Origin of the sequence: Bacteroides sp. An269 (assembly GCF_002159755.1) — a bacterium.
Taxonomy (GTDB): Bacteria; Bacteroidota; Bacteroidia; order Bacteroidales; family Bacteroidaceae; genus Phocaeicola; species Phocaeicola intestinalis.
This window is the reverse complement of record NZ_NFJG01000021.1, coordinates 15,935-36,753: the sequence shown is the minus strand read 5'-3', so window position 1 is coordinate 36,753 and position 20,819 is coordinate 15,935. Positions and strand designations below refer to the sequence as shown.

Here is a 20,819-nt window from a genome sequence, read left to right as displayed (position 1 = left end):
CAATGCACACAATCCACTGGCTATCATTCATTATGACTATCATTTATACTTATGCTAAAAAAGATTCTATATACCGGTTTGTTTTACTGTTTTGTTGTAGCGGAAGCTTTTGCGCAAATTTCCGTTCTCTATTCAACTGATAATCAAATATCGAGTAGCCTTATCAACGACATCTATCAAGACAGAAGCGGGTTTATTTGGATATCAACAGAATATGGACTCAACCGTTTTGACGGAAACAAATTCAATACCTACAGACATCAGGACAATGATACTACCTCGCTAAATAATGACTACGTGCATCTGACTTTCGAAGACAGCAAAGGAAATATCTGGGTAGGCACTATGGGAGGACTGGTAAAATACAACCGGAACACCGATTCTTTCACAAGCATACCGCTATATAAAGAAGAACGACAGATTTATACAGATGTAACCCACATCATCGAAGACCGAGAAGGCACTTTATGGGCATCGACTTCAGGAGAAGGTTTATTCCGTATTCATCCCGAAAAAGAACAGGGAGAATGCATCATGGCCATCAACCAATTAGGATTCCGGCATCTGAGCACAATACTGGATGACGGGAAAGGCAACTTATGGATTGGCGCAGAAAATGATGGACTTATCTGTTACAATATAATCAAAGAAACCATAAAGACATTCAAGACTCCTCTTATCAGCGAAAATAATATATCCAGCCTGGCTAAAGACCCGTACGGAAATATTTATATCGGCACTCTGACCGGCGGACTGAATATTTATAACAACTCGACCCGGAAATTCAGACAAATTCCCTATCAAGACAGATACAACCTGCCCGTAAAAGCTCTGACTTATGCCAACGGACAACTTTATATCGGTACTGATGGAGAAGGACTGAAAGTATATACGACGGAAAAACATGAAATAACAGACAAAGAATTAGAGGATACACAGTTCAATCTGAAAAACAAAAAGATACATACCATCCTTTTTGACCGTAACAATGACCTATGGTTAGGATTATTCCAGCAGGGAGTAGCTTTCATCCCGATGAGACATAATCCATTCCAATACCATGGATTCAAATCCATGCACGGAAGTCCTTTCGGCAAACAATGCGTCATGTCGATATTCCAAGACAATAAAAAGAATTTGCTTGTCGGGACCGACAACGACGGACTATACATCCTGGACAACCATTTTCATACGCTCCAACACCTGACACCGGACAAAGGACCGCATAGCGTAGCAAATACCATACTGAGCATATTCCAAGACTCGGACAATACGATATGGTTAGGCTCCTATACAAAAGGCGTTGCCCAACTAAATCCAAGCATGAATTCATGCACTTTCATACCCGAACTATATAACGAGCGGGTATTTGCCATTACCGAAGACCACGACCGGCACCTGTACTTCAGTTCATACGGCAACGGACTGTTTGTCTATCATAAAGAAACAAAACAGTTCACACAGTACAAGTCAACAGAAAAGAGTACATCTGCACATAGTTATGACGAATTGCCAAACAATTGGATTAACAGCCTCTATTGCGACAGTGAAGGACTGGTTTGGATTGGACACTTCAAAGGAGTGACTTGTTTCAACCCTAAAACTAAAAGTTTCATAAACTTCACACAAAAGAACTATATCCTGCAAGGATGTATCGGATATACCCTTACAGAAGACCATATGGGAAACATTTGGGCAGGTACCTCAAAGGGACTGTACAAATTCGATAAAAAAAACAAAAAACTGAAACGTTATTCCCAACAAGAAGGACTCAGCAACAACATCATATGCGGCATTTGCGAAGATAAACTGGGAAATATATGGGTAAGTACATTCAACGGCATCAACCGGCTTGACCAAAAAACGCAAACTTTTACAGTCTATCACTCTGGAGACGGACTGCAAGGCAACGAATTTACACGAGGCTCTTATTTCCACTCATCCGATGGTACCATCCATTTTGGCGGTATCAACGGAATCACCAGTTTCGTACCTGAACAAATCATCAACGAGCGTACTGTTCCACCCGTAGTCATCACAGATTTCAAGGTGTCCGGACAGTCTGTCAACACCAACACCTTATCGGGAGGACACCCCATCATCAATACTGCTGTAACGGATGCCAACCGTTTCAAGTTGAACTATACCGACAATACGTTCAGCATTTCGTTCTCTACCTTACAATTTGCACAGGCGGGACAGGTTATTTACAAATACCGCATCCATGAGCTGGATAAAGAATGGCAAACGACTGCACCCGGAACCAACTTTGTCACCTACAACAACTTGGCTTCCGGGAAATATACCTTCGAAGTCTATGCCATCGACCATGGATACCATTCGAACATAAAGACAATAAGTATTCTCATCACACCTCCCTGGTTCCAGTCATGGTGGGCATACTTGTTATATAGTGCATTGATTGTACTTATTGTGCTTGCCTTTATCGGCTATGCCCGCACACAGCTCAAACAACGGAAAGAAATGGTAGAACGCAAACATACAGAAGAAATCAATGAAGCCAAACTACAGTTCTTTATCAATATCTCACACGAAATACGCACACCGCTTACACTCATCATCAATCCGATGGAAAAGTTAATAGCCAACTGTGACAATCCGGAGTTAAATAAAACCTATTTAATGATCTATCGTAACTCGATACGCATCTTGCGGCTGATAAACCAACTGATGGACATACGCAAAATAGATAAAGGACAAATGAGTCTGAAATTCCGCGAAACAGACCTCGTCGGCTTCATCAATGATGTCGTCAACACATTCGGCTATCTGGCACAAAACAAACACATCACATTTACCTTTCATCATAACGATGAACGGCTTAAAGCATGGATAGATCTGAACAACTTCGACAAAGTACTGATGAATCTACTTTCAAATGCCTTCAAATATACTCCCGAAGGAGGAAGTGTAGACATTACCCTCACCGTAGGAGAAGATGCAGCTGCACCTGCTCCTCTAAAAAAATACATTGAGATAACAGTTTCTGATACAGGCATAGGATTGGATGATGCACAAATAGAACGTATCTTCGAACGGTTCTATCAGATAAACAATGACATTACCCGCAATCAGGCAGGTACTGGCGTAGGACTTCATCTGACCCGTTCGCTCGTAGAACTTCACCATGGAACTATCACTGCCTGCAATCGCACTGATTGCCAGGGCAGCAAGTTCATCGTACGCATTCCTCAAGGCAGTAATCATTTGAAGATGGAAGAACTGGATATCTCGCACAACAATCTTAATCTGAAAACCTTCAAACAGAACAAAGAAAAACAATATATCGGAAAGAATGACTCTGAAACATCTGAACCAGAAGCAGGAACAAAGAAAGCGAAAACGAAATACAATCTTCACGTTCTAATAGTTGATGATGAAAAAGAAATACGCGAATATCTATGCAACGAACTGTCTGACGAATACAAAGTAGATACGTGCAGCAACGGATCCGAAGCATACGATTTCTTGCTAAACCATCCGGTAGACCTGCTCATCAGCGATGTAATGATGCCCGAAATGGATGGTATCACATTGTGCAAAAAGGTACGGTCGAATACGAATATCAACCACATCCCTATCATTCTGCTTACAGCCAAAGGAAGGAATGAAGAACAAGCGGAAGGCATCGAAACCGGAGCTGACAGCTACATCGTCAAACCTTTCAGCATCGAAGTGTTGCGGAGCACCATTACCAATCTGATAGAAACACGACGTTTACTGAAAAACAAATTCAGCGGAGCTCAAGAACAAAATGACAAGATGCAGGAAGTAAAAGTTCCATCATCCGATGAAATGCTGATGAGCCGCATTATGAAAATCATTAACGACAACTTAGCAGAGCCATCACTCAGCGTAGAAATGCTTGCCAACAGCATTGGTTTAAGCCGTGTCCATCTGTATCGGAAACTGAAAGAACTTACCAATCTTTCTACACGCGATTTCATTCGCAACATCCGTATGCAGCAGGCAGCCAAATTGCTGAAAGAGAAGAAACTGTCTATCTCGGATGTTGCCTATGCTGTAGGTTATAGCAACTTGTCTCATTTCTCGAATACTTTTAAAGATTTGTTTGGACAAACACCTAAAGAGTACATGCAGGCATTCCGTGATTTACCAGCAGAAGAGGAAGAAGAAAATGTAGACAACGAACTTTCAGAACCAGACGAAACCCAATCCGAACAGCCACAAAATGAACCGGATGAAAATGAAAATGATAAAAATAATGAAACATCATCTCAAAGCCAGACAGCCACACCAGAAGAAAGTGCATGACGCGATAACTAAGTCGGATACTCTATGAAAAGAATTGATACTGTTTTTTCATAGTTTCCATGCAAGCAAAGCAAAATTTGTGTTATCTTTGTCCACATAGAAAAAAGTTAATCGTATGACGAAGAAAATATTGTTGCTGGGTTCCGGCGAATTAGGAAAAGAGTTTGTGATTGCTGCCCAACGTTTGGGACAGTACATCATTGCGTGTGATTCGTATGCAGGAGCTCCTGCCATGCAGGTGGCAGATGCTTGTGAAGTATTCAATATGCTGGATGGCGATGCGCTCGACCGTGTAGTTGAAAAATATCATCCGGACATTATTGTGCCTGAAATTGAAGCCATCCGTACCGAACGGTTGTACCATTTGGAGAAAGAAGGCATTCAGGTGGTGCCCAGTGCGCGTGCCGTAAACTTTACGATGAACCGCAAGGCGATACGCGACCTTGCCGCAAAAGAATTAGGATTAAAGACCGCGAAATATTTCTATGCCAAATCATTCGACGAATTGAAGGAAGCGGCAGAAAAAATCGGTTTCCCCTGTGTCATCAAACCCTTGATGTCCTCATCGGGCAAAGGCCAGTCGGTAGCGAAAGGTCCGGAAGACCTGGAACACGCATGGCATTACGGTTGCGAAGGAAGCCGGGGCGATATCAAGGAACTGATTATCGAAGAGTTCATCCAGTTTGACAGTGAAATCACCTTGCTTACGGTGACGCAGAAGAACGGCCCTACCCTGTTCTGCCCGCCTATCGGACATGTACAGAAAGGAGGGGACTACCGCGAGAGCTTCCAGCCTGCACACATCGCTCCCGAACATCTTGCCGAAGCGCAACGCATGGCAGCAAAAGTAACCGAAGCATTGACCGGCTATGGCATTTGGGGCGTAGAGTTCTTCTTGAGTCACGAAAACGGCGTGTACTTCTCCGAACTTTCTCCACGTCCGCACGATACGGGTATGGTAACTTTGGCAAATACCCAGAACCTGAACGAATTTGAATTGCATTTATACGCTGTGCTGGGATTACCTATCCCAGGCATTACACAAGAGCATATCGGTGCCAGTGCCGTGATTCTTTCGCCCATAGCCAGCAAGGAAGCTCCGCGTTATCGGGGTGAAGAACTGGTCTGCTCACAACCCGATACGTACTTACGCATCTTCGGCAAACCGTTTACGAAGCTGAACCGCCGGATGGGCGTAGTGGTTTGCTACGACAAACCGGACGGCGACCTCGATGCCTTGCGCGACAAGTGCAAGTCGCTGGCTGCCAAGGTGGAAGTATATTGATATTGAATCCCCATCATACAAGACAATCTTTTATAGCAACAGAGGCCGGTGCTCGCGCATCAGCCTCTGTTTTCATTCTCAACAGAATGACAAGTAAAAACAAATGATGCTTTCTTTTTTAAGCATAGCTATGTATGCCGCCTAAGATGAAATTGACGCCAAAATAAGTAATCAATACGCTCAAAAACGCGACAACGGCAAACCAGTGAAAGAACATAGGCCGACGGAATGCGGGGAGCGACGAAGCATGCAAGGCTGCCGCATATATAAATAAGGTGATAAGCGCCCAAGTCTCTTTCGGATCCCAGCCCCAATAACGTCCCCATGAAACATTCGCCCATACGGCACCGATGAAAATGCCGAGCGCCAGGCAGAACACCGCCGGATAAAGAATAAGCCGGCTCATGACTTGCAGCCGGACAACGGCATCCTGATAATCCTTATGAGTATAGCGCAACACAATTGCCATAATGCCGTTCAGCATGATAAATGCGGTAAGCGAATAGGCAATCATAATGGTCACCACATGAAGGCTAAGCAAGGGCGATGCCAATACCGGCATCAGTTGGGTAATAGGCGGATTTGCCTCGCCCAGCATCGCCACCAGCAATGCCAGCCCGCACAGCATATAGCCGAAAGCAATGACGGCTTCGGACTTGCGGTAGAAAATAAAAGTGAGCAAGGTGGCGCACAATGCCAGAAACTGCATCGTCTCGTAGCCGTTCGACAGCGGGAGGTGTCCGCTGACGAATCCCCTCAGGCCGATAAGCGACAAGAGATAAACCGCAATGATACCCAATGCGACAAGCAAAAAGACATTCACACGGGTCTTGCCGCATACCGGACGGTTCATCCGCCGGCAATAGAAAATAAAGGAAAGAATGCCGACGGTAAGGCAAGCCATCGCCAAAGACCGGGTATAGTCCAAACAGTTGTATAGCCTTTCCGCCCGGAAACAGGCATCGGAAGGAAGCACTTCACCCGCAGTCTTTTGTTGGTATTTCCGTATCTTCCCCGTAAGTTCGAGTATGGCAGCATCGTTTTTCTTCATCACCTGTTCACTCAGCAATCCCAGACTCTTGCGGACGAACAGCCATTGCTCGTCGGGCAAGTCTTGAGGCAAGTCGTCTACGGGAGCGAACCAGCCTGTCCGGTTATGCTCCGTCCGGCACGGATAGATTTTCAGGATGCTGCCCGTAGCGGTCATGCTAATCAGGTTGAACTTCTCGTTCGCCTCGTTCCATTCACGTTTGTATTGGGAACTGCCCGTTCCATTCTCTTTCAGCTTATACCCTTCCGTTCCGAAAAAATCGTTCAGGCAAGCATAATCCCCTCCGATACCCAGCCGGCGTTGCACTTCCTTGCTTTTAATGCGGATGACAGGCTCGGCTTTCCAGTCATCGTAATAAAAGAACCAGCCCGTAAACACCTGTTCGGCAGTCAGTCCTTTGTAGGTCGTTTTGCCGTAAAGCTTTACGGTAAAGTCTTTCGCCAAGGTCTGCAAGGGACAGATGCGGTCGTGGTAATAGATGTAGAGGTTGCCTACCGCGGATGCTGCCTCACGGGATAAGTGCTTGGGTTGTCCCGAAGCCATGCCAGCGACGGATGAAAGCAGCGCGACACCTAACAGAACGGTTTTATTACGCAACGCGGGATGACGGAGAAGCTGGCGGAACATGCTGTCTTTCTGAAAAAAGAAGCCCAAGACAGAGAGCAGCAATAAAGCATATCCGGTATAGGTAATGCCGATGCCCCACGGGTCGTAAGACACCGCAAGGGTAGTTCCTTGCCCGTCCTTGTCGTATGCCGACTGGTAGAAACGGTAATGGCGATAGGTGAATATCCGGTTCATCGACACTTCTCCCTCTGCCTGCATTCCGTTATCCTCAATTCGGATGCGGCTGGTAAAGTCCATGGGCGCAAAGCTTCCTTTGTAATAGTCGATGCGGAAATCGTGCAGCCGCACATCGAAAGGAAGCGGCTCTTCCTCCGTTCCCGAAGTGACGAAAGCCGAAACAGGCGTATCGTTCATCCGCAAATGGATGCTTCCTTGCTTTCCGCAAAGGCGCGTAGTGAGCGCTCCTGCCAGGATAATCAGAAACGCTATGTGCAGCAGGAACGTAAAAAAATCCCGTTGCAGTTTCCGGCTTATCAGGTAAACCAAAGCGCATACCGCCAGGATTCCCCACAGTATGGTAAAGAACGGAGAGCCATAGATAGCCGTCCAAGCCGTACCGGTTCCTTGCAGTTTTTCTACAACGGTGGCGGCCATCATCAGCAAGACGAGCAGTCCTGCGCTCCCGAAAGCAATGCGTTTTATCAGTTTCATTTGTTTTTTATTAGGTGACTAGTTGACTAGGTACTAGTTGACTAGGTACCATGTTTTAAATAGTCTTTAAAACGAGGTGTTTAATACCTAGTCACCTAGTCCCTAGTACCTAGTCTACTGATTTAAATAGAATCGATGAATTTCACGATGGCGTCACGGTCTTCTTTCGAGAGCTGGCGGAACTGTTCCACAGTCTCGTAAGCGTCGCTCTCGGTGCTGGTGCCGTGCCACATGATGGCTTCCAGCGTGGTGCGTGCGCGGCAATCGTGCAAGCGGTCGGCATATTCGGCTCCGGTGCAACGCTGGTGCAGGCCGCGTCCCCAAAGCGGAGTGGTGCGGCACCAGCCCGTGCGGATATCGTTCTGCATGTGCAGCTTGTGCTGTACCATATCCGTATAAGGCCATATCTTCTGGTTCGGATAGCGGGGCAACTGGTCTGCCTTGTCTCCTACGAAGAAACGTGCCGGGTCGCGTATCTCGTCATCGCCCGTAGTCCAGCTGGGCTTGTGGCAATACGTACAACCGATTTGTTCGAAGAGTTCCTTGCCTTTCAATACTTCTTCATCGTCTACGTTGCGTGCGGCGGGCACGGCAAGTCCGCGGTGCCATACCATGAGGTCGATGTAGTCTTGGTCAGACACTTCCACGTCCAGTTCCTTCGATGTCAGGTAGTTGTAGATGTTCTGCTGCTCGTCGTACGTGCCGTCCTCGTTCTGGATGTGCCAGTCGGGATGGTTCTTGTCGGGGTCTGCCTGCTCGATGTAGTCACGGAAGCCTGCCTGCACTTCGGGGTCTTCCGAAGAATACTGGGCATACGTACCTGCCGCATCCAGGTAATGGAAGCGACGGTCGCTACGTGTAGCGTTGGTGATGTTCCAGAAAGCGTTGGCTCCGGCTGCATCCTGCAACGGGCCGCGGCTCAGAGCATACGTATACCGATAAGGATACTTCGTCCCGTCACCTCCCTGTGCCGTATTGGCATATTGCCCCGTCCAGTCTCCGTTGGCAAAGATGTTGGGGTTCAGCCCATTCTTCAGATAACCGTCTTTTTCTTCCTGCACGTATTGCGCTTTCAGGTCTTCATCCGAAATGGCATCCAGCAAGCCCGTACCGTAAATGCCGATGGTGGATTCGAGGCGGACTTCGTATGTGCCCACATCATACCCCTTGTTGGCTACATAAATGGCACTCTTGGGAATCGTTATTTCCGGATAGCGCAACGAATAGGTCTCACCGTCGGGGAACTTGTTCCCGTTCTGGTCGGTATATTCATGCCAGGTCAGCATAATCTGGCTTTCGTCCAGCGGAGCCTTGAAAGGGGCTACGGCATGGGTCTGCGGCATACCTGCAAGCCAAGAAACGTAGGCATTGGTTGCAGGGTTGTATACAACTAATAAGTAACCGTTGCCTATTGTGTTTGTATTAAAAGAACCGGCAGGTTGGCTTTGTCCGTGTCCGTATCCCGGATGGCAATGCTGGCAAGAGGTGCGGATATAGACAGGTCCCAAACCGTGACGCATACCAGAGAAATTAGATGTATAAGGTTTCTCGAAGAATTGTTCTCCTCGGTTAAAAGAGGCGGTCATGTCGGCATCGCCGTCTACTACAGGAGTCGGGTCTTCGAAAGCGGTAGAAGAAGAATTGAATGTTGTACCCAGTTCTCCACCTGTATAATACCAATCAGGAAGTTCTGACGGTTCTGGATTCGGTGACGGATTGTCTGTTTTCACTTCATCGTCACTACAAGCCGTTATCATGCCTATTGACAAGAATGCAGCTAAATAATAATGTTTTTTCATCATCCAAAAGTAATATAAAGTTAGTAGTATGTTATGTTCAAAAAGCATAGGCATTCTTCCGAAGATGGACACCTATGCCTTTGTGTTAGCACAAAGTGGATTAATGGTTTGCTTGTAGCAAAGCTTTCACTTCGTCGAAGATGTCATTCATTACGTTGCAGGCATCGATTGCGTCTTGGTTAACGGTATCATACTCAGATGCTCCGCACGTATATGCAAACGGTTCACCCATCAACGAAATTTTATCGTATGCATCTTGGATGGCTGCTTTCACACGGTTGTCCAGGTCGGCATCAAGTGTAGCGATATATGTGCTAAGCGTATTCGTTGGCACTTGGATGGTTCCGTCTACCGAAGGAGAACCCTGGTAGGCGTTGCGGATGCTTTGGATATTGCCCAGGAAGTCGCGGATGGAGTTCAGGCTATAAGGCGATTCAATATAGTTCGGGTCGTATTCCATACCTCCCGAAGGAAGTCCTTTACCTGTCGGGTTCCCGATTTTGATATTACCTACTTCGTTTGCGATGTTTTGGATTCCGGCGGTGATGATGTCGTACATCACATCAAGATAGTTTACGTATTCACTGCCTGCGTTGCCTGCATTTTTGATACGTTCACCGAAGTTGATGCCTTTGTCCAATTCGGTATCGGTCAGAATCTGTTGTTTTTCAGCCGTTACATTTTCGGTGCCTGCCCAGCATGCTTCCAATAAGATGCATTGATTACGCAAGTCCGCAGCTAAACCTACTAAATAGTTTAATTCTTCAGTGCTATAGTTCAGGTTATGTGCCACGCTTTTGGAATCAGCTGTAGCATTGCCGTTAGCGTTTGTATTTGTCAATTCGAATAAAAGATATTCGATGGCGTGGAATCCTTGTAATGCATATCCTAAATAGTTACCTACGTATACACCTTCATCATCCATTTGTGCCATCTGCGCTGGGTTGTTTAGCAGAGCGTCCATACCGGTCTTATCAAGCGGCCAAGAGTCAATGTGCGGGTCTATATAGTAGTCTCCGGCTGGGCCGAACAGCCAGGCTTCGCTTTTTTCCCAATAATCGCGTGCGGTTTTCCAAGCTTCGCCGGCTGCTTCTACATCTGCGGTAGATAAGGTTCCGTCCGCTTTTTTGGTACGAATATCAATACACAGGCTATGCAGTTGCATAGCGGCGTCTGCCATGCCTTTGTAAGTCGGTATTACAGTTTTGTCCGTATAGTCGGTTATTACATCTTTCAACGCTTGCTCCTGAACGGAAAGCCCTCCGGTTTCTTCCGGGTTTTCAGGATTATCGTCATCACTACAAGCGGTAACACTCATGCCTATCATGGCGGTAAATGCCATGTAGAGCGGGAATTTCAAATACTTTTTCATTGTCTTATTTTTAAATTAGTGTTTTGTTTGTATCTTGTTTTTGATTTTACAAATTGAAGAAACCGGAATATGCTACTCCCAATGAGACGGCAGGTTCATTATTAAATTTGCTTTTAAGGATACCCAATGAATATTCCCCCTTCAGTACAATGTCTTTCATCGGATAGTAGTTGACACCGAAAGCGATGCGTTGCCGTCCATATTCTTCATAATCAGTCACTGCATCTTCCGTTTTATACATTGAATCATAATATTCATAACGACCGAAAAGATAGAATTTGCGTCCTTTTTCTTGCTGTTTTTTGCCAAGCCAGCCAAATAAGTCGTAGCCCACTTCTACCCCTGTAGAAATTGCTGATGTAGCTACGGGTCTCTTTTTCGCAGGCGAGTCATTGGAGAAACTTTGGTTATAACGGGTTATCAAAGCAGCATCCGACAAGTGTCCATAATCAAAATTTCCACGTGCCACCCAGTTATGGTCGTTGTAATGAAAATCAAATGAACCGATTAATACTGTTCCCTTTACATTGTCGTATATGGCATTGGTCGCTTTCTTCAGCGTATTGCTGAATGTGTTTCCGGCATATCCGCTTACAGAAAGTCGAAGGCCTTTTACCGAATAATTATCTACACGGACAGCACCAGCCATAGCATTGGCTATCTTGAATTCGTAAGGACTTCCGGCACCGCCTTTTATCCATTCCTTATCATTAAAACGGTCAGAGTCAAGTCCAGGAAGCAACATAGCTTCATACCGCCAATCTCCTGCACGTCCCCAAATGCTTAATCCGGTTTCATGCCACGTACAAGGCATAATGGTATTTTCACCTTCCGGACGATATACACCAAAGAATTCGGTAGGAAGGTGATGGGCATTCGTAGCACCTACCGGGATGACCATGTGCCCTAATTTAATGTTGAACTCCGGACAGAAAGATTTCTGGATCCAAAATTGCTCGAGGGCAACTTCACCTCCACGTTCCACTTCGGTTTCGTATTCACCTCCTTCATGTTCTTCTATCTCAACGGCACTTTCTGTACCTCCGTGTTCAAATTCGATTTCCATCCCCATTGACCAGCCTTTGCCAAAATCATATCCTAACATCAGGACAACATGTGGCAGGTCAAAACGTCCGTGTTTATCGTCTTTATAATCCTGCGGACTGTCATAGCGCAAATAATTGTCGCTATAAAAGTTCCGGCTATACACCGCCTCACCATAACCGCCGATGGTGAAACGTGATTTCTTCTTTTCTGTCTTGACCGTTTCCGATGCGCTCTCTGCGGTCATGTCCGCATTGCCTTTACTTGCCTGCTCTGCTTCACCTGTAGCGAAAGCGTGCGGGGCAAGCATCGCCAGACAGAGTGAGAATAGGAGTTTCGTTGTTTTCATTTCTCTTTATCTTTTGTTGATTTTTAACTACCGCAAAGGTATGGAGCTTGCTTTATAGCGGCAATACCTACTTTTAGGTAAAAAAAGATGTTAAATACCTACTTATGGGGATAGCAATGCGTATTTTTGCAGGAAATATGACAACAAAGCAAAAGATATGGAAGAATACAGACTCGAAGGCTTGACCATCAAAGAGCATCTGCTCCGGTTGGCAGAGCAGGGGAACAAAAAGTTTACCGAAAGCCTGAATCCGGGCGTGGAACATGTGTTGGGTATCCGTGTGCCCCACTTGCGGAAACTGGCGGCACGCATCGCCAAAAGCGATTGGGAAACGTATCTCGACACCGCCGACACCTATTATATGGAAGAGCGGATGTTGCATGGAATGGTATTGGGCTGCATCCGTCCCGATGCCGACATCGAGGTGTACCTGCACCGAGTGACCCGTTTTGTATGGAACATCAACAGCTGGTCGGTGTGCGACACATTCAAGTTCGGAGGAGGAAAGCGGTTCGTCGAAACGAACAAAGAACGGCTGTGGGAGTACCTGAAGACTTGGATGCAAGCCGAGGGCGAGTATGAAATCCGTTTCGGAGTGGTGATGGCGATGCAGCTCTTCATCGACAAGGAGCACATCGGTGAACTTCTCTCCTTATATAATATGATTCACCACGAAGGCTATTACGTACGGATGGGAGTGGCATGGGCACTCTCTGTCTGCTTCGTGAAATTTCCCCAACAGACGATGGCATACCTGCAACAAAATTCGTTGGACAACTTCACTTACAACAAGGCATTACAGAAAATCGTAGAGTCATACCGGGTAGATGCCGCCACAAAAGACGTGATACGGGGAATGAAGAGGTAATTCGGATACAGTAGGCTGCGTTGCCGGATGCGGCAAACTGCATAATTAAAGCCATTGGATTGCGTAAAAAGTCCCGTGCAGTCAGGATTGCTGTCCCGATAGGTCAGGACTCCAGTCCTAATAAGCTTAGGACTGCAGTCCTAGCAATATGGGATTGAGGGAGGACTGGGATGTCCCGGACTGGGCAGCCGTTTGACTTTGCAAAAACAGTAATATGTATCCATCTATTCGTGGTGGTACGGACTGTTGTTCAGGATGCTCATCGCACGATATAATTGCTCGACAAAGATGAGACGTATCATCTGGTGCGAAAAAGTCATTTTCGAAAGTGAAAGTTTTTCTTGCGCCGCCTGATAGACGGCAGGCGAGAACCCGTACGGACCTCCGATAATGAACACCAACCGCTTGACGGAATGCATCTTGCGTTCTATCCAAGCGGCAAATTCTGTCGAGCGGAACTCCTTGCCGTGTTCATCAAGCAAGACCGGCACGTCTCCTGGCTGGAGTGCTTTCAGTATCAGTTCGCCCTCCTTTTCTTTTTGCAGATCGGTACTAAGGCTCTTGGTATTCTTCAGTTCCGGAATCACTTCAATGTCGAACGGAATATAATGCTTTATCCGCTGCACATAATCACCTATGGCGGAAATGTAATGTTTCTCTACTGTCTTTCCTACAACCAATAGTACAAATTTCATAATCTTTAATCGGGTTTTAAACATTTTCTTTTTGCAAAGGTATGAATAAATCCGTACCTTTGCCCCGATTTGATAGTACAATTAAAAAACAGAACGAATATGGACGAGAAAATTGTAAAAGACTTGATTGACCGGCTTATCGACTTGTCGTTTGCCGAAGATATAGGTGATGGCGACCACACTACATTATCGTGCATTCCAGCCGATGCTATGGGAAAATCGAAGCTGCTGATAAAAGAAGAAGGCATACTGGCAGGCATTGAAGTGGCAAAGGAAGTATTCCGCCGTTTCGACCCGACATTGAAAGTGGAAGTGTTCATTCAGGACGGCACTCCTGTGAAATCGGGAGATGTACCCATGATAGTATCGGGAAAAGTGCAGTCGCTTCTGCAAACCGAACGTCTGATGCTGAATATCATGCAACGCATGAGCGGCATCGCTACAATGACCCATAAATACGTAGAGCGTCTGGAAGGCACAAAAACCCGCGTACTGGATACGCGTAAAACTACTCCGGGCATGCGCATTCTGGAAAAGATGGCAGTAAAAATCGGTGGCGGAGTGAATCACCGCATCGGTCTCTTCGATATGATTCTGCTGAAAGACAACCATGTAGATTTCGCCGGAGGAATCGACAAGGCCATTTTGCGTGCAAAAGAATATTGCAAGGAGAAAGGAAAGGATTTGAAGATAGAAATCGAGGTACGGAACTTCGACGAACTGCAACAAGTGCTCGACTTGGGTGGTGTAGACCGCATTATGCTGGATAACTTTACGCCTGCCGACACACGCAAAGCTGTAGAAATGGTAGGAGGACGCTACGAAATCGAATCATCAGGAGGCATCACCTTTGATACTCTTCGTGATTATGCCGAATGTGGTGTCGACTTCATTTCGGTAGGTGCGTTGACCCATTCGGTAAAAGGATTGGATATGAGCTTCAAAGCTTGTTGATTTTCCTTTTCATCACAGAGTCACAGAGTCGTTTTGCTGTACACTGTGACTTCTGCCATACTAGAATAATGAAAGGATGAACAAAATGAAAAAGAACAATTTCATAAAAGGAATGTTGGTGTTTGCCTTATGCTTTGTATTTTGCAGCACAGGCAAGGCACAAGACTGGAAATCGATTCTTTCCGGAGTAGCCAATGCGATAACGGAAGGAAAAGGAAGCGACCTTGCTTCGTGGTCGATAGAAGGCACGTGGAATTATACGGGACCCGATTGCAAGTTTACCAGTGACAATCTGTTGGCAAAAGCGGGAGGCGAAGTAGCGTCAAAGAAAGTAGAAGAGAAGATGACTGGCATTCTGGAAAAGCTGGGCTTTACAGAAGGATGTTCATACACCTTCAATTCCGGTGGTACCTACACCTCGACAGTAAAAGGGCGTACCACATCTGGAACCTATACGTATGACAGTGAAACGAAAGAATTGCAACTGAAGACAAAACTGGGACTGAAATTCAACGCCATCGTTTCGCAGAATGTACTGGCTCCCAAGAAGATGAGCCTGCTTTTTAAGGCAGACAAAGTCATGTCGCTGATGCAGACAATAGGCAGTGCCTTAAGCAGCAATTCCTCCAATTCGGTGGTAAGCACCGCCAATTCCTTGCTGGACGAATACGACGGCCTGCAGCTAGGCTTCGCACTGGAAAAACAATGACAAGACAGACTTGTAAACCAATGCAGAAGCCGATTGGATACATACAAACAGCGTAAATTCCGCGACACAAACAGTGTCGATGAAATCAGCCCAAAAAGGTCGTATCATTACTCAAAGCAGTGATTGATATGACCTTTTTAAGTATTAAGAAACTGCTTACACGTTCCAATAACATTATCAACGGAATCTTTCATGCCGGAAAGAATTATCTGATATCGAAAAGACAGAATACTTTAAACTAATATACTAAAACCAAACACAGAAGAATATGAAGAAAAACATCGCAACCAAAATACTCCTGGGACTGTCTGTACTAGCATGCAGCACCAGCACCTATGCACAAACCGTCGAACGCGAACGTCCTGCCGAATGGCAACAACTGGTTCCCGGAGCCCGGTTTATGGACCGCTTCCTTGCCATGCCTGAAGGAACCCAAGGAAAACAGACATGGGGAACAGACAGCGTGCAGAACCGATATACAGACAACGGCATCGAACTGCCAGACATCTCTTTTTGGGGAGGCAATATCCTCCAGACTCCCGACAAACGGTATCATCTATATGTATGCGGATGGCCGGAAAACTCACCCAAAGGACACATGTTCTGGTCTAATTCGACCGTCTTTCACGCCACCTCCGATAAACTGACCGGTCCCTATCACATCCAGAACTCCATCGGGAAAGGGCATAACCCTGAAGCCTTCCGACTGGACGACGGACGTATCGTAGTCTATGTTATCGACGGATACTACATCGCAACAAATGAAGATAGCCCGATATGGTATTACCAGAAATTTGATTTCGACCCACGCGACCGACCAATCATCGAAGGATTGTCCAACCTCACCTTTGCCCGCCGGCAAGACGGCTCACGCCTGATGGTATGCCGTGGTGGAGGTGTATGGATTAGCCGCGACGGCATCTCCCCTTACCGGCAACTGACAGGCAAACGGGTCTATCCTGCTGTAGAAGGCAAATTCGAAGACCCAGTGGTATGGAAAGACAGCCTACAGTATCACCTGATTGTCAACGATTGGCTAGGACGCATAGCCTATTACCAACGTTCGAAAGACGGCATACACTGGGTAACGGAACAAGGCGAAGCCTACATGCCCGGCGTATCTTTCCATCGTGATGGAGAAATAGAGCATTGGTTCAAATACGAACGACCGAAAGTTTTCCAAGACCACAACGGACGAGCCATACAAATGAATTTTGCAGTCATCGATACCATTAAATGGAATGATCTTCCAGGTGACCGGCATTCATCGAAAAACATCTGTATCCCACTCAACAAAGGAATACTGCTTTCGGTACTCAACACCCGACCCATTGATGACTCTACCCGACGTATTGAAGTACGGATACAGGCCGAACCGGGATTCAATCCTCAAACAGACATAGACATTCAATCCCTCCGCTTCGGTGCATACACAGAAGTCAATTACGGACGAGGTTGCCTGCCAGTAAAGACACGCAAAGACGGAAAAGACCTGATAGTGACCTTTGACGGAAAAGGAAGCGGTATCACTCCCGATGAATTTGCGCCCAAACTTATTGGACACACAACAAAAGGTGAGTTACTGTTCGGCTATGCCTACCTGCCCTATGTCAACTATACTCCTGCCCTTCTCTCGGCACGCCGCCCACAATACGACTCCTCGCAAGGAACCCTGAAAGTAAAAGTGGAAAACTTCGGACTTTCTACCTCACAACCAGCTGAAGTTGAAGTGCGCCTGAACGATAAAACCATAGCACAAGGTACTGTAGAAAGCCTGGAACCTTACGGAGTATCCGAACTTATACTGCCCCCCTCATTCCACCCAGACGGTGACAACCTGCCATACGAAGTAATCATCCGTTCGGGTGGAGTAGAAATGGAGCGTCATACTTTTCTACAATAGGAAACTGTATACAGACTGGCACAAAGTTCAAACCCAGTCGGTGACACTATGGATAACAAAGGGAAGCTGGAACACAAAGAATGAACCTACTGCTACCGCTATAATCCATAACAATATCAGAGTCACCTTGACTCCCGTAGCCATCGGACGCCAGACCTTGAAACTCTGCAAGATAACCTGCAACAAACCGACTACGGGAATGCCTATTACCAACAGTGCACAGACTGCGAGCCCGATAACAGGAGCAGGGCTCGTAGTCAGCATGCTCCAATCCACTTCTGGCAATGCATAATAAAGCAGGGCAGGCGTACTTGCCAATACTCCCGTGGCAGCCATCAACAATGCAAAGGCTACAGCCAGCCCGACAAGCAATGCCGGCACACAACAAATGGCAACCAATACCAGCACTACCTTGATGAGGAAACCTGCCACTTGTATCACAGCATCGCAAAAACGTGCCAGCAACGAACGAGACCCGGCAGAACGTATCTTATCGCCTTCCCGTTCGAACCCGTCGGTCACTGTCCGCCCGATATTCTCCATATTGATGGGTTCACCTCGCATCTGAAGTTTCTCGGTGGCGGTGCGTGCCTGGGGAATAATAATCCACATGATAATATATGCCAACATCAACGGGAAAAATCCTCCCACACTGAGCAGGATAAAGCCTAATATCAGCAACAAAATACGTAAAGGAGTAGAATCGATGCCGAAATAAGCAGCCAATCCCGAAAGTACACCGCCCAGAATACGGTCGTCCGGATTACGGAACAAGCGCCGTTGCACTCCTTGCAACGATTCATCGGTCTTTCTCTCGACCGTTTCTTCCTCATCCGGACTCAGGTCTTCAGGTTTTCCCATACGGGCGATAACCTCTTCCACTTGCACGACGGTAATGACTTGAATGCCTCCGGCAAGGTATTCATTAAACAACTCCGAAATGCGGATTTCCATATCACGTACAATCTCGTCGGCACTTTCTTCTTTCCGGAAATGATAGCGAAGATTATTCAAGTAATTGTCAAGCAAAATATAGGCGTCCTCGTCTATATGATAAACGGTTCCACCCAAATTAACAGTCAGTGTCTTTTTCATTGTCTTTACAGGTTATTAGTTTCGTTCTTAAATGATTTACCGTAGCCGCCAGTTCGTCCCATGCCGTTTCCAGCCCTTTCAAGAACTCTTCCCCTTCGGAAGTGAGGCGATAATATTTCCGTGGAGGTCCTTGCGTGGATTCCACCCATTCATACGACAACAAATTATCATTTTTCAGGCGTGTAAGCAACGGATACAAAGTACCCTCCACCACAATCAGTTTTGCTTCTTTCAGGTTCTGGATGATATCCGATGCATACAGAGGCTCCCGATGAAGCAGCAATAAGATGCAATACTCAAGCATCCCTTTGCGCATTTGAGATTTCACATTATCAACATTCATCTGTCATTCCTCCTTATTTCTTTGTATGGCACAAATATATGTATTATATAAATACCTTGTATTACATAGTACTTTTATTTTATCTATTTTAACAAAATAAAGTATGCAATCATACTTTTTGAAACAGAATTTATCCTGTCTTTATTCTTCTTTTTCAAGCAAAAACAATAACTTTGTAAGAAAAATCAAGAACAATGTTTACAATCAGAAAAGCTACACTTGAAGACATTCACTTAATCAACCAATTGGCAAAAGAGGTCTTCCCCGCCACTTACAAAGATATCCTGACTCCGGAACAAATCGACTATATGATGGACTGGATGTATTCGCCCGAAAATCTGAAAAAACAAATGACAGAAGAAGGGCACATCTACTATATTGCCTACGAAGAATGCGAGCCTGCAGGTTACGTATCCATCCAACCCGAAGGGGAAGACCTGTATCACTTACAGAAAATCTATGTGATTCCCTATTACCAAAAAAGTCATCTAGGCAAACTCCTGTACCAACAGGCCATCAAGGGTATCAAGGAACTGCATCCGGCTCCCTGCCGAATGGAATTGAACGTAAACCGGGAAAATCCGGCTCTTGGATTTTACCAACACATGGGAATGGAAAAAGTACGTGAAGAAGACACGCACATCGGCAACGGCTTTTATATGAACGACTATATTATGGGAATCAGTATCTGATTCGGATATCCAGACATACGGGCAGATGATCGCTGTATCCGCCTTGATACCTCATCCCCTTGTAAGTGCGAAAAGGAGTAATACCTCCATATCGTTCGTCTTCTTCAAGCAAAAAAGGAAAGTCAAGCACATGGGCTTCCGCAGTACCGGTATGAAGTGAGGCTGAAGGAAGAAGCATACTGCCATTAACGATGAACTGGTCGAGTACTCCCCATTCTCCACGGTAACGATAAGTTCCGGGTTCTTTTCCCGCCATTAAATTATAAAGAAGAAAAGATGAGACATCATTCTCCTCTTCTGGCGTTTGTGCCCCCAGCACTTGGGATATTGAACGGCTGGACGGTTCATCATTGAAATCGCCCATTATAATAAGGTAAGGGGATTGACGTACGGAGAGCAACGAATCGACCGTATGACGCAATACATCCGCAACAAACAAACGGTATGGTTCGCTTTGCCTTGTTCCGCCAGAACGGGAAGGAAAATGACAAACAAATACATCAAGGGTATCGCCTGAAATGACACGCCCGCTTACATGCAACAAGTCACGGGTAGGCTTTCGCCCGATACGGAAAGAAGGAATACGGATGCACTGCATACCAAGCAACCGGAACGTAGCAGGCTGATAAAGCAAAGCTACATCAATGCCACGTTCATCAGGCGAATCAGTCATCACATACCGATAAGCGGCATCACGCAAAGGCGAATACCTGGTCAGTCCATCCAGGCAATAGGCATTTTCCACCTCACACAGTCCTACCAAATCAGGAACCTGATTACTCGAAGCAGCCAACACCACCTTGGCTATCTTATTCATCTTTGCATGATAACGGTTCCAGTTCCATCCACGGACGGCATGTGGTAAGAATTCTTCGTCTTGTTTCAAGGAATCATCACGGCAATCGAAGAAATTCTCTACATTATAGTGCATCACCCGAAAAGATTCCTGTGCACTGACCCGCAAACAGAAAAAGCACACACCTAACACAGACAAACATAAAAAGCCACTGATTCTACTTACTTTCCTGCCGATACGGCATCCGGTAAACCTATATGAACTTACGTGTGCCTGTGCCATGGGTGTGC

At 46.1% G+C, this 20,819-nt stretch carries 15 protein-coding genes; 7 read left to right on the top strand and 8 right to left on the bottom strand.

Annotated elements, in window-relative coordinates; genetic code table 11:
- Positions 1-51 precede the first annotated feature (51 nt).
- Both B5F71_RS06435 and purT read left to right on the top strand, forming a co-directional pair.
- Positions 52-4,296 carry a hybrid sensor histidine kinase/response regulator transcription factor gene (locus B5F71_RS06435; RefSeq protein ID WP_087208589.1) on the top strand — a complete coding sequence of 1,415 codons (4,245 nt, stop codon included), beginning with the start codon at positions 52-54 and terminating at the stop codon, positions 4,294-4,296.
- A gap of 115 nt (positions 4,297-4,411) precedes the next feature.
- Entirely contained in the window at positions 4,412-5,581 is a 1,170-nt protein-coding gene (gene purT, locus B5F71_RS06430; protein WP_022039361.1) for a formate-dependent phosphoribosylglycinamide formyltransferase, read from the top strand.
- A 118-nt stretch (positions 5,582-5,699) separates the two neighbouring features.
- Here the strand turns inward: purT and ccsA are convergent, their stop codons facing one another.
- The 4 genes from ccsA to B5F71_RS06410 all read right to left on the bottom strand — a co-directional run bounded on the left by ccsA (position 5,700) and on the right by B5F71_RS06410 (position 12,474).
- Positions 5,700-7,910, bottom strand: coding sequence for a cytochrome c biogenesis protein CcsA (gene ccsA / locus B5F71_RS21190; protein WP_087208587.1), 2,211 nt, complete (start codon positions 7,908-7,910; stop codon positions 5,700-5,702).
- 122 nt (positions 7,911-8,032) lie between these two features.
- Positions 8,033-9,712 (bottom strand): di-heme oxidoredictase family protein, encoded by a 1,680-nt coding sequence (locus tag B5F71_RS06420; RefSeq protein ID WP_087208584.1) that lies wholly within the window; start codon positions 9,710-9,712, stop codon positions 8,033-8,035.
- 97 nt (positions 9,713-9,809) lie between these two features.
- Positions 9,810-11,081, bottom strand: a complete 1,272-nt coding sequence (locus tag B5F71_RS06415; protein WP_087208582.1) for an imelysin family protein — start codon at positions 11,079-11,081, stop codon at positions 9,810-9,812.
- A 46-nt stretch (positions 11,082-11,127) separates the two neighbouring features.
- A complete protein-coding gene (locus tag B5F71_RS06410) occupies positions 11,128-12,474 on the bottom strand; it encodes a hypothetical protein (RefSeq protein ID WP_087208580.1) in 1,347 nt (448 codons plus the stop codon).
- 157 nt (positions 12,475-12,631) lie between these two features.
- Here B5F71_RS06410 and B5F71_RS06405 point away from each other — a divergent pair, with 157 nt between their 5' ends.
- Positions 12,632-13,342, top strand: coding sequence for a DNA alkylation repair protein (locus tag B5F71_RS06405; protein ID WP_087208578.1), 711 nt, complete (start codon positions 12,632-12,634; stop codon positions 13,340-13,342).
- 224 nt (positions 13,343-13,566) lie between these two features.
- Here B5F71_RS06405 and rlmH read toward each other — a convergent pair whose 3' ends face one another.
- A complete protein-coding gene (rlmH, locus tag B5F71_RS06400; RefSeq protein ID WP_087208576.1) occupies positions 13,567-14,037 on the bottom strand; it encodes a 23S rRNA (pseudouridine(1915)-N(3))-methyltransferase RlmH in 471 nt (156 codons plus the stop codon).
- A gap of 99 nt (positions 14,038-14,136) precedes the next feature.
- On the opposite strand from rlmH, the gene nadC reads away from it, so the two are divergent.
- The 3 genes from nadC to B5F71_RS06385 all read left to right on the top strand — a co-directional run bounded on the left by nadC (position 14,137) and on the right by B5F71_RS06385 (position 17,603).
- Positions 14,137-14,991 carry a carboxylating nicotinate-nucleotide diphosphorylase gene (gene nadC / locus B5F71_RS06395; protein WP_087208574.1) on the top strand — a complete coding sequence of 285 codons (855 nt, stop codon included), beginning with the start codon at positions 14,137-14,139 and terminating at the stop codon, positions 14,989-14,991.
- 85 nt (positions 14,992-15,076) lie between these two features.
- The gene (locus B5F71_RS06390) at positions 15,077-15,700 is read left to right on the top strand and encodes a DUF4923 family protein (RefSeq protein WP_087208599.1); all 624 of its coding nucleotides are present in this window, start codon (positions 15,077-15,079) and stop codon (positions 15,698-15,700) included.
- Positions 15,701-15,968: 268 nt separating this feature from the next.
- Entirely contained in the window at positions 15,969-17,603 is a 1,635-nt protein-coding gene (locus B5F71_RS06385) for a glycoside hydrolase family protein (protein ID WP_087208572.1), read from the top strand.
- Between the two features lie 27 nt (positions 17,604-17,630).
- On the opposite strand, the gene B5F71_RS06380 is transcribed toward B5F71_RS06385, so the two are convergent.
- Positions 17,631-18,698 (bottom strand): PspC domain-containing protein, encoded by a 1,068-nt coding sequence (locus tag B5F71_RS06380; RefSeq protein ID WP_087208570.1) that lies wholly within the window; start codon positions 18,696-18,698, stop codon positions 17,631-17,633.
- The gene (locus tag B5F71_RS06375) at positions 18,676-19,041 is read right to left on the bottom strand and encodes a PadR family transcriptional regulator (RefSeq protein WP_022039374.1); all 366 of its coding nucleotides are present in this window, start codon (positions 19,039-19,041) and stop codon (positions 18,676-18,678) included. The genes B5F71_RS06380 and B5F71_RS06375 overlap by 23 nt, the downstream gene beginning before the upstream one ends.
- 194 nt (positions 19,042-19,235) lie before the next feature.
- On the opposite strand from B5F71_RS06375, the gene B5F71_RS06370 reads away from it, so the two are divergent.
- Positions 19,236-19,733: a GNAT family N-acetyltransferase gene (locus B5F71_RS06370; protein WP_087208568.1), complete on the top strand. Its 498-nt coding sequence runs from the start codon at positions 19,236-19,238 to the stop codon at positions 19,731-19,733.
- On the opposite strand, the gene B5F71_RS06365 is transcribed toward B5F71_RS06370, so the two are convergent.
- The gene (locus B5F71_RS06365; protein WP_239414146.1) at positions 19,723-20,664 is read right to left on the bottom strand and encodes an endonuclease/exonuclease/phosphatase family protein; all 942 of its coding nucleotides are present in this window, start codon (positions 20,662-20,664) and stop codon (positions 19,723-19,725) included. The genes B5F71_RS06370 and B5F71_RS06365 overlap by 11 nt on opposite strands.
- Positions 20,665-20,819: the final 155 nt, after the last annotated feature.

Bases quoted from the DNA above. Each gene is read 5' to 3' on its own strand.
- B5F71_RS06435 (WP_087208589.1), top strand. From the start codon at position 52: ATGCTAAAAAAGATTCTATATACCGGTTTGTTTTACTGTTTTGTTGTA.
- B5F71_RS06410 (WP_087208580.1), bottom strand. From the start codon at position 12,474: ATGAAAACAACGAAACTCCTATTCTCACTCTGTCTGGCGATGCTTGCC.
- rlmH (WP_087208576.1), bottom strand. From the start codon at position 14,037: ATGAAATTTGTACTATTGGTTGTAGGAAAGACAGTAGAGAAACATTAC.
- purT (WP_022039361.1), top strand. From the start codon at position 4,412: ATGACGAAGAAAATATTGTTGCTGGGTTCCGGCGAATTAGGAAAAGAG.
- B5F71_RS06415 (WP_087208582.1), bottom strand. From the start codon at position 11,081: ATGAAAAAGTATTTGAAATTCCCGCTCTACATGGCATTTACCGCCATG.
- B5F71_RS06385 (WP_087208572.1), top strand. From the start codon at position 15,969: ATGAAGAAAAACATCGCAACCAAAATACTCCTGGGACTGTCTGTACTA.
- B5F71_RS06375 (WP_022039374.1), bottom strand. From the start codon at position 19,041: ATGAATGTTGATAATGTGAAATCTCAAATGCGCAAAGGGATGCTTGAG.
- B5F71_RS06365 (WP_239414146.1), bottom strand. From the start codon at position 20,664: ATGCACTATAATGTAGAGAATTTCTTCGATTGCCGTGATGATTCCTTG.
- B5F71_RS06390 (WP_087208599.1), top strand. From the start codon at position 15,077: ATGAAAAAGAACAATTTCATAAAAGGAATGTTGGTGTTTGCCTTATGC.
- B5F71_RS06380 (WP_087208570.1), bottom strand. From the start codon at position 18,698: ATGAAAAAGACACTGACTGTTAATTTGGGTGGAACCGTTTATCATATA.
- B5F71_RS06420 (WP_087208584.1), bottom strand. From the start codon at position 9,712: ATGATGAAAAAACATTATTATTTAGCTGCATTCTTGTCAATAGGCATG.
- B5F71_RS06405 (WP_087208578.1), top strand. From the start codon at position 12,632: ATGGAAGAATACAGACTCGAAGGCTTGACCATCAAAGAGCATCTGCTC.
- ccsA (WP_087208587.1), bottom strand. From the start codon at position 7,910: ATGAAACTGATAAAACGCATTGCTTTCGGGAGCGCAGGACTGCTCGTC.
- nadC (WP_087208574.1), top strand. From the start codon at position 14,137: ATGGACGAGAAAATTGTAAAAGACTTGATTGACCGGCTTATCGACTTG.
- B5F71_RS06370 (WP_087208568.1), top strand. From the start codon at position 19,236: ATGTTTACAATCAGAAAAGCTACACTTGAAGACATTCACTTAATCAAC.